Source organism: Micromonospora sp. CPCC 205539, assembly GCF_036906815.1.
GTDB lineage: Bacteria > Actinomycetota > Actinomycetes > Mycobacteriales > Micromonosporaceae > Micromonospora.
In genome coordinates this window covers 19,108-27,993 of sequence record NZ_JBAKHW010000065.1, presented here as the reverse complement: position 1 = coordinate 27,993, position 8,886 = coordinate 19,108, and the positions used below count along the sequence as shown (strand labels likewise).

11 protein-coding genes are annotated in these 8,886 nt (G+C 71.4%); 3 read left to right on the top strand and 8 right to left on the bottom strand.

The genetic code is table 11. From position 1 onward, the window contains the following. Nucleotides 1–255 precede the first annotated feature (255 nt). From V6V47_RS31120 to groES, 3 genes are all read right to left on the bottom strand, one after another. Nucleotides 256–1,950: a molybdopterin-dependent oxidoreductase gene (locus V6V47_RS31120; protein WP_334632106.1), complete on the bottom strand. Its 1,695-nt coding sequence runs from the start codon at nucleotides 1,948–1,950 to the stop codon at nucleotides 256–258. Between the two features lie 222 nt (nucleotides 1,951–2,172). Beyond that, nucleotides 2,173–3,813, bottom strand: coding sequence for a chaperonin GroEL (gene groL, locus V6V47_RS31115; protein WP_334632104.1), 1,641 nt, complete (start codon nucleotides 3,811–3,813; stop codon nucleotides 2,173–2,175). Between the two features lie 70 nt (nucleotides 3,814–3,883). Next, the gene (gene groES / locus V6V47_RS31110) at nucleotides 3,884–4,198 is read right to left on the bottom strand and encodes a co-chaperone GroES (RefSeq protein ID WP_030330046.1); all 315 of its coding nucleotides are present in this window, start codon (nucleotides 4,196–4,198) and stop codon (nucleotides 3,884–3,886) included. A 259-nt stretch (nucleotides 4,199–4,457) separates the two neighbouring features. On the opposite strand from groES, the gene V6V47_RS31105 reads away from it, so the two are divergent. Genes V6V47_RS31105 through V6V47_RS31095 form a run of 3 tightly spaced genes read left to right on the top strand, consistent with a single transcriptional unit; the run spans nucleotide 4,458 to nucleotide 6,504 of the window. Then, entirely contained in the window at nucleotides 4,458–5,645 is a 1,188-nt protein-coding gene (locus V6V47_RS31105) for a THUMP-like domain-containing protein (protein ID WP_334632103.1), read from the top strand. Between the two features lie 9 nt (nucleotides 5,646–5,654). Next, nucleotides 5,655–6,140 carry a Cys-tRNA(Pro) deacylase gene (gene ybaK, locus V6V47_RS31100; RefSeq protein ID WP_334632102.1) on the top strand — a complete coding sequence of 162 codons (486 nt, stop codon included), beginning with the start codon at nucleotides 5,655–5,657 and terminating at the stop codon, nucleotides 6,138–6,140. A gap of 55 nt (nucleotides 6,141–6,195) precedes the next feature. Then, a complete protein-coding gene (locus tag V6V47_RS31095; protein WP_334632101.1) occupies nucleotides 6,196–6,504 on the top strand; it encodes a DUF1707 SHOCT-like domain-containing protein in 309 nt (102 codons plus the stop codon). Nucleotides 6,505–6,588: 84 nt separating this feature from the next. On the opposite strand, the gene V6V47_RS31090 is transcribed toward V6V47_RS31095, so the two are convergent. From V6V47_RS31090 to V6V47_RS31070, 5 genes are read right to left on the bottom strand one after another with little or no spacing between them, the layout of a single operon-like run. Continuing rightward, entirely contained in the window at nucleotides 6,589–6,846 is a 258-nt protein-coding gene (locus V6V47_RS31090; protein ID WP_334632100.1) for a hypothetical protein, read from the bottom strand. A gap of 56 nt (nucleotides 6,847–6,902) precedes the next feature. Beyond that, entirely contained in the window at nucleotides 6,903–7,226 is a 324-nt protein-coding gene (locus V6V47_RS31085; protein WP_334632099.1) for a hypothetical protein, read from the bottom strand. Then, on the bottom strand, nucleotides 7,223–7,765 hold the full coding sequence (locus V6V47_RS31080; RefSeq protein WP_334632098.1) for a hypothetical protein: 543 nt from the start codon (nucleotides 7,763–7,765) through the stop codon (nucleotides 7,223–7,225). The genes V6V47_RS31085 and V6V47_RS31080 overlap by 4 nt, the downstream gene beginning before the upstream one ends. A gap of 13 nt (nucleotides 7,766–7,778) precedes the next feature. Next, on the bottom strand, nucleotides 7,779–8,207 hold the full coding sequence (locus tag V6V47_RS31075) for a hypothetical protein (protein ID WP_334632097.1): 429 nt from the start codon (nucleotides 8,205–8,207) through the stop codon (nucleotides 7,779–7,781). Beyond that, the gene (locus V6V47_RS31070; protein ID WP_334632096.1) at nucleotides 8,204–8,740 is read right to left on the bottom strand and encodes a hypothetical protein; all 537 of its coding nucleotides are present in this window, start codon (nucleotides 8,738–8,740) and stop codon (nucleotides 8,204–8,206) included. Before V6V47_RS31070 ends, V6V47_RS31075 begins: the two co-directional genes overlap by 4 nt. Between the last annotated feature and the right edge of the window lie 146 nt (nucleotides 8,741–8,886).

Below are 8,886 nucleotides of genomic sequence, written 5' to 3'. Positions count from 1 at the left end.
TCTGCTCCCGCTCCAGCGGGCTCAACCTCGACGCCACAACCACCCCAACGAAGATCATGGAAGGGTGTTGCAACCACCGGTTGAGCCCACCGAGCTAACGGAAACTGTCCAAGATCTCCATGGCGCGGAGCGATCGGGCCGCCCGGCGCGGCAGGCGGCACGCACTGGGCAGCGCGCACGGCGCAACTCCCGGTGCACGACACCAAGGGCACGACGCCGGGGAGACGACACGGATGGCGCGGCGGTGGAGTTCCCTCAGCGGACGGTGACGGTGACCGTGTGCCAGCCGGTGGCGCCGTCCGGGGCGACGCTCTGCTTACGCTCGGTCTGGGTCTCGCCGGTCACGTCGGTTGCTCGCACCTGGAGGCGGTGCTCGCCCGGGGTGGCGTCCCACTGCCACGACCACTGCACCCAGGTGTCCACCGACACCGTCGGGGCCAGCTTCGCCTCCTGCCAGGGCCCGTCGTCGACGCGCACCTCGACTCGACGGACTCCCCGGTGCTGTGCCCAGGCCACGCCGGCCACGGTCACCGGGCCGGTGGTCAGTCGATTGCGCGACCGGGGCGTGTCGATCCGTGACTGGGTCTTGATCGGCCCCTCTGCGGACCAGCCCCGCGGCACCCAGTAAGCGTCGAAGTCGGCGAACCGTGTCAGCTCCAGCTCGGTCACCCACTTGCAGGCGGACACGTAACCGTAGAGGCCCGGCACCACCATTCGGACCGGGAAGCCGTGCTCGACCGGCAGCGGTTCGCCGTTCATGCCGATCGCCAGGAGAGCGTCCCGTCCGTCGCGCAGCGCCGCGGTGGGAGTGCCGCAGGTCCAGCCGTCGACCGAGCGGCCGACGACCTGGTCGGCGTCCGCGTCGGGTTCGACTTCGTCGAGCAGTTCCCGCAGGGGTACGCCCAGCCAGCGCGCGTTGCCGATCAGATCCCCGCCCACCTCGTTGGAGACGCAGGCCAGCGTGACGTACCGCTCGACCAGCGGCCGGGCCAGCAGATCGGCGTAGCTGTACGTGCGCTCGGCGCCGACCCGCCCGTGGATCCGCAGCCGCCAGGTGTCCGGATCGACCTGTGGCACGACCAGCGCGGTGTCGATGCGATAGAACCCGAAGTTCGGGGTGACATAGGGCGCGAGCTGAGTCACCGAGAGGTCCGCACCCGCCGGCAGCGTCGGCGCGGGGGCAACCGGCGCGGGCAGCCGGATCGCGTCTCGGGCGGCCGACACTCCGCGTCGCCCGGCCAGCCAGTGCCCACCGAGACCGGCCACCACGGCCGTGCCGAGCAGCACGCCCGTGCCGGTGAGGAACCGCCGCCGCGACTCGGGATCGACCACCTCGCCCGTCGCCCGCTCGACCGGACCAGCCGGCGTCGTCGGAACAGCCGGCGTCGTCGGACCAGCCGGCGTCGTCGGACCAGCCGGCGTCGTCGGACCAGCCGGCGTCGTCGGAACAGCCGGCGTCGTCGGAACAGCCGGCGAGGCAACCGACGGGGTGGGTGGGGACCACGGCCAGGGGTCGAGTTCCAGCGGACCGGCGATGAACAGCCAGAGCACCAGGGCACCGAGTCCACCGCCGACCAGCGACGGCAGCGCGTCGGCGGCATCCGCCCCGGAACGGGTCAGCGCGGCGGCCACGCCGACCACCGCGAACGCCGCGATGCCGGCCAGGCCGAGGGGTAGCCGGCGCACCGCCAGCACCCCGAGCAGCGCGGCGAACCCGCCCAGCAGCAGGGCCGTGCCGACCAGCAGTGCGATCTTGTCGGCGGTGCCGAAGAGGTCGATGGCGAGCTGCTTGAGCGACTCCGGGACGGCGTCGACGACCACCCCACCGACCGCGACCAGGGGTGCCGACCGGGGCCCGGTCAGCACCGCCACCGGCTCCGCGATCCCGATTGCGACGGCCGCGGCGGTGACGCCGGCCAGCGCGGCGTAACGCCGCGACGTCGTGCTCATCGGTCCAGTGTGCGCGATCATCCCGCCCCGCCGCCAACAACGCCGCGGGGCACATGGCCGCACGACGAGCAACGTCGGCAGACGACGCAGGCAGAACGCGGCACGACCAACAACAGCAGCAGACGACGCCGGACACACAGCCGCACGACAGACAACGTCAGCAGACGACGCGGGGCACACCGCCGTGTGACGGTGTGCCCCGGGACGGTGCTGTCTACCGGATCAGAAACCCGGGCCGTGCTGGTGGCCGTGACCGTGGCCGTGCCCACCGGCGGCGGCCGGCTCGGCCTGCTCCGGCTTCTCCACCACGAGGCTCTCGGTGGTCAGCAGCAGACCGGCGATCGAGGCGGCGTTGGTGACCGCGTTGCGGGTCACCTTCACCGGGTCGATGATGCCGGCCTTGACCAGGTCGACGTACTCGCCGGTGGCGGCGTCGAGGCCGTGGCCCCACTCCTTGCCGGCGACCTTCTGGGTCACGACGTAGCCGTCGTGACCGGCGTTCTGCGCGATCCAGCGCAGCGGCTCGACCAGCGCCTTACGCACGATCGAGACGCCGACCTTCTCCTCGCCGGTGAAGCCCAGGTCGTCGTCGAGCACCGGGAGGATCTGCACCAGGGCGGCGCCGCCGCCGGGCACGGTGCCCTCCTCGACCGCAGCCTTGGTCGCCGCGATGGCGTCCTCGATGCGGTGCTTGCGCTCCTTCATCTCGACCTCGGTCGCCGCGCCCACCTTGATCACGGCGATCCCGCCGGAGAGCTTCGCCAGCCGCTCGGCCAGCTTCTCCCGGTCCCAGTCGGAGTCGGAGGCCTCGATCTCCTTGCGGATCTGAGCCACCCGGTCGGAGACGTCGGCGCTCTGGCCGCCGCCGTCGACGATCGTGGTGTTCTCCTTGTCGACCACGACGCGCCGCGCGGTGCCGAGCACCTCGAGGCCGACCTGGTCGAGCTTGTAGCCCAGCTCCGGGGCGACCAGCTCGGCGCCCGTGGAGATCGCGATGTCCTGGAGCATCGCCTTGCGCCGGTCACCGAAGCCCGGAGCCTTGACCGCGCAGACCTTGAGGGTCTTGCGGATCGAGTTGACCACGAGGGTGGAGAGCGCCTGGCCGTCCACGTCCTCGGCGATGATCAGCAGCGGCTTGCTGTTCTGGAGGACCTTCTCCAGCAGCGGCAGCAGCTCCTCGATCGCGGAGATCTTCTGCGTGGTGATCAGGATGTACGCGTCCTCGAGGACGGACTCCTGACCCTCCAGGTCGGTGACGAAGTTCGGCGAGATGAAGCCCTTGTCGAACTGGAGACCCTCGGTCACGTCCAGCTCGGTGGTGAGGGCGGAGCCCTCCTCGACGGTGATGACACCGTCGCGGCCGACCCGCTCCATCGCCTCGGCGATCAGGTCACCGATGGTGGCGTCCTGCGCGGAGATCGTCGCCACGTTCGCGATCGACTCCTTGCCGGTGACCTCGGCGGCCCGGCCGAGCAGCGCCTCGGAGATCTTGGCGGCCGCCGCGTCGATGCCCCGCTTGAGGCCGGCCGGGTTGGTCCCGGCGGTGACGTTGCGCAGGCCCTCGCGGACCATCGCCTGCGCCAGCACGGTCGCGGTGGTGGTCCCGTCGCCGGCGACGTCGTTGGTCTTGGTCGCCACCTCCTTGACCAGCTGCGCGCCGAGGTTCTCGTAGGGATTGGTGAGCTCGATCTCCTTGGCGATGGTCACACCATCGTTGGTGATCGTCGGCGCACCGAATTTCTTGTCCAGGACGACGTTGCGCCCGCGCGGGCCGAGGGTGACCTTGACCGCGTCCGCGAGGGCGTTGACACCGTGCTCCAGCAGGTGCCGGGCGTCGTCCGAGAAGCTCAGGATCTTCGCCATGAATGTCCCTTCGAAGCGTCATTGCCCCGGCCCGGCGAGCCGGACCGGGGCAATGGCACTGATCGGTTGCTTACTTCTCGATGACCGCGAGGACGTCGCGGGCGGAGAGCACCAGGTACTCCTCGCCGGCGTACTTGACCTCGGTGCCGCCGTACTTCGAGTAGAGGACGGTGTCGCCGACCTGGACGTCAACCGGAACGCGGTTGCCGTTGTCGTCGACGCGGCCCGGGCCGACAGCGAGGACAGTGCCCTCCTGCGGCTTCTCCTTGGCGGTGTCGGGGATCACGATGCCCGACGCCGTGGTGGTCTCAGCCTCGTTCGCCTGGACCACGATGCGGTCCTCGAGCGGCTTGATCGCAACCTTGGTCGCGGTAGTCACGGGCATACCCTCCTGGGGTACTGGTTTCGTTGCTGGCCGGCGGGGCCGACCAGCGTCAATCTGCCTCATGCCACCGGGCGGGACCGTCGTCGCGGGTGCCGGTCCGCCTGGCGTGCGCACCCGGGTCGCGAGACCCGGGAGCTGGCACCCTCGGGTTGAGAGTGCTAATCGCAGGTTATTCCGTGGCTAGCACTCCGTCAAGGAGAGTGCCAGCGAGTCGCGCCCCGCCAGGCCGGATCAGTGGGTCGACCGGGAGAATGACCGGGTGGATCTCGACCAGCTGGCGACCCTGCGTACCCCCGAGGGGTCGGCCGCTCTCGCGACGGCGGCCGGGCTGGCCGGCGGCGACCCGCTGACCGCGGCGTCGGCGCTGCGGGCGACCGGGGTGCCGCCGACGCTGGCCGCGGCGGCGCTCACCCAGGCCGAGCTGCGCCACCGGGCGGTGGGCAAGTTCGGCCCGGCCGCCGCCGGGATGTTCCTCACCCGCGCCGGGCTGGAGCAGGCCACCCGCCGGGTGGTCGCCGACCGCCGCGCCGCCCGGCTCCGCGCCGCCGGCGTGCGCACCCTGGCCGACCTCGGGTGCGGCCTCGGCGCCGACGCGCTGGCCGCCGCCCGTGCCGGCATCCGGGTGTACGGGGTGGAAGCCGACCCCCTGACCGCCGCGATGGCCGCCGCCAACGCCGCAGCCGCGGGGCTGGCCGAGCTCTTCACGGTGGAGTGCGGCGACGCCACCACCTTCGACGTCTCCCGGGTCGACGGTGTGTTCTGCGATCCGGCCCGGCGGCGGGCCGGCACCGGGCGGCGGATCTTCGACCCGCGCGCCTACTCGCCACCCTGGGACTTCGTCACCGGGCTTGCCGAGCGGGTGCCGCACACGGTGGTGAAGGTGGCACCGGGACTGGACCACGCGCTCATCCCGCCCGGGGCCGAGGCGGAGTGGGTCGGCGTGGACGGCGACCTGGTCGAGGCCGCGCTCTGGTGTGGCGAGTTGGCCGAGGTGCCCCGCCGCGCCACCCTCTACCGGGCGGCGACGGACTGCCACCAGCTGACCGGCTCGGGTGCCGCCGAGGCCCCGGTGGGGGCGCCGCGCCGCTACCTGTACGACCCGGATCCGGCGGTGGTCCGCGCGCACCTCGTCGCCGAGCTGGCCGGCGAACTGGACGCCACCCTCGGTGACCCGAGCATCGCCTACCTGTACGCGGACCGCCCGACCCGCACGCCGTACGCGCGCTGCCTGGAGATCACCGACGTGCTGCCGTTCTCGCTCAAGCGGCTACGCGCGCTGCTGCGGGACCGCCGGGTGGGTCGGGTGGAGATCCTCAAGCGGGGTTCGGCGCTCACACCGGAGCAGCTCCGGCGCGACCTGCGGCTCGCCGGCGACGCGGCGGCGAGCCTGGTGCTCACCCGGGTCGCCGGGGCGCCGACCGTGCTGATCTGCCAACCGGTCGACTAGGTTGGCGGCGTGGCGGGACAGGGCACTCCGGCGACGGCACTGCTGACCAAGCGCGGGATCGCGTACCGCACCCACTCGTACCGGGTGGCGCCGGACGCTCCGAACTACGGCGCCCTGGTGGCGGCGGCACTCGGTGTGGCACCGGAACGGGTCTTCAAGTCCCTGGTGACCGACGTCGACGGCGTGCTCACCGTGGCGGTCGTCCCGGTCACCGGCGAGTTGGACCTCAAGGCGCTCGCCACGGCGGTCGGCGGCAAACGGGCCACCATGGCCGACCGCGCGGTCGCCGAACGCGCCACCGGTTACGTACGCGGCGGCATCAGTCCACTGGGTCAGCGTCGGCAGCTCCCGACGGTGCTCGACGAGTCGGCCCTGGCGCACGGGACCGTGTACGTCTCGGCCGGCCGCCGCGGCCTCCAACTCGAACTGGCCCCGAACGACCTGATGAAACTCGCCGCGGCGCGAGCGGCGGCGATCGCCTCGTCGGCGCGCTGAGCCGACCGTCAAACGGCTCCCCTCGACGCGCGCTGATCCGCGTACCCTGTGCGGCGTGGATGTCGAGCTGCGTGCCTCCGACGACGACCGCAACCGGGTGGTCACCGAGCTGCACCAGCACACCGCGGCCGGCCGCCTCACGCTGGACGAGTTCTCCGAGCGGGTCGGCGCGGTGTGGGCCGCGCGCACCCTCGGTGACCTGGCCCTGTTGACCCGTGACCTGCCAGCCCTGCCCGACCCGAACGCCGACGCGACGACCGCAGGCGACCCCAGTGGGTACGGTCGCCGGGAGCTGTTGGTGCTCTTCGCCGTCGCCGCGCTCACCCTGCTGCTGCTCGGCGGCTTCCTCGCCGTCACCCGCTGACCCGGTCCGCTCGACCGGGGTGATCCCGCGGGACGCGCGACCACCGGGTGGGGCGTGGCCCCGCCCCACCCGACAGCCCGTCGGTCAGCTGTGTGAGCTGACCCGCTTGATGTTGACGACACCCTCCTCGTCGAACACCTCGAGGATCTGGGTGGAGTAGCTACGCTGACCACGGCGGGTCAGGGTCACCCCGTCGTGGACCTTCACCCGGGTGGCGCCGTTGTGCTCGGCGAAGACGTCGACGGCCTCACCGTTCTTGATCTCGGCACAGATCCGGACGGTCCGGGTGCCGTCGGCCTGTTCGTCCACGACGACGAGGCCACGGTCGATGGGAAGTTTCACTGCACGACCCCTTTCTGTTCACAGTGGCGGTGCTGCAATCGGGGAGTTGCTGACGATCAGCCGTACTGGCAGGACGCGGCCGAGCCCACGGTCGTGCTGCCGGACTTCTTCTCACAGCACTGGCACCAGAGGAAGCCGCCGGACGTGGTGCACGACCAGGTGTAGTTCGTTGCCGCCCGGCACTTGGCGAACGTGATGAACTTGCTGCTGGGCGGCGGGTAGACGAGGTTGCAGCACTGGTAGTTGGCCGCCATCGCCGGAGTGGATCGGGCGAATACCGCGCCCGAGGTGACCAGGCCGATCGCGCCCAGCTTGGCGAGGAACCCGCGCCGGGTTCCGCCTCCACGAGACCGGGGGGCCTCGTGTTCGTCGTTGCTCATACCGCCTCCTTCGTTGCCTGCACCGCGGCACGGACTGCCGCGACATCGGTGAACAACAATGCGGAAACCAGCCGTCCGTCCTTGATGACCGCGGCGGACGGGCTGATCTTGACGCCGAACTCGGTGGAGACCCAGGCAGCGCCCTCGTCGACGTGGTACGGCAACCGGGCGATGCCATGACGCTGAACGAACTCGGCCGCGTCGTCGAACGTGGCCGAGGTGACGACGACACCGACATCGTCGGAGTCGGGTTGGTCGGCGAGCTGCGCCGCGACCTCCTCGCAACTCGCGCAGCTCGTGCTGAGCACCAGAAGCAGGTGTGGCCCTCCGGTGCCGAACTGGGCGAAGGGCGCCGGCCAGGTGCCCGGTCGGGAGCCGAACCGGGCACCCTCGAGCGGTCGCACGCCGGTGCCGCCGGGGGTCGATTCCGGCGACCCCTCCAGCCCACCGGTCCGGGCGTACAGCTCGCCGGCCATGGCGAACAGCAGCACGACCGCGCCCGCCACGAGCAGCAGCACGATGATCGTCAGGTAGTTCATGGACGCCCTTCCTTCACACGGTCGAGGTGCTGGCCGGTTGCGGCTCCGGTTCGGGAACCGGAGCTGGCTTGTGCAGCGGTGAGGCGGCCCGGGTGCCTCCGCCGAACATGACCCGCGTCCACTCGCCGGCGTAGCAGAAGACGCCGCAGGTGGTGGTGATGCCGAGTCGGCCCGGGGTCCGGGCGGCGCCGACGTGTCGGGGGATGCCGCCCATCGAGTAGACGCTGTCGAGGTCCTGCCAGAGCGAGATGCTGAGGACCGCCCGCTGCCGCCAGTCGACCAGCACCTTGATGCCGAGATAGCCCTTGGCGGCCCGCCGGACGTGCCGTTTCATGCGCACGTGCAGCACCAGGATCAGCAGCACCTTGGGCAGGCTGCCGCAGTTGAACCGCGTCACCACGACCTGCCCCTTGGCGGGGTCCAGCTCCAGGATCGGGGTCATGTCAGGACGACCGCCGCGACGAGGGCCAGCGCGACGGCCAGGATCGTCGCGCCCGAGATGCGCCGTGCCCGGACCACCCATTTCCGACTCCTCTTCTCCGGTAGGTCGGCGTACCTGGTCAGGCTCCACAGCGACACGAGCAGACTCGCGACGAGGACGACGCAGAAGAGCACCAGCGGTGCCGAGCCCGCGTCCACCAGCAGGACGGCAGCCAGCGACACCCAGATCAGCGACACCGTCTTCTGCGTGGTGAAGAGCAGTCCCAGGTCAATGCCCCAGACGACGCCGAGCGTCCCGCCCGGCAGGGTGCGGACCAGCCGCTGGGGGACCTGCCGCCAGATGTGCGGCGTGCGATCCCGCAGGTCGGCGACGCCGAGCCACCCGGCGACCGCCGCCAGCAGCAGCAGTCGTAGCCACTCGGGCAGGGCCTGCTGGAGCAGGGAGCCCGCGAAATACACCGGAACCGCGAGGACCACACCGGCGATCAGCCCACCAACCGCGAGGCCGACCAGGAACCGAACGCCCTCGAACACGTTCCGACGCAACATGGGACCGGCGACCCCGGCCATGGACACGCCTCAAGGGCTGAGGGCCTGCAGCATGGCGCCGGTTATCCCGAGGACGACCCAGACGACCATGGCGGACTCCTTTCCAGCTGCTGGAGGGTGCGGTGGTCGGA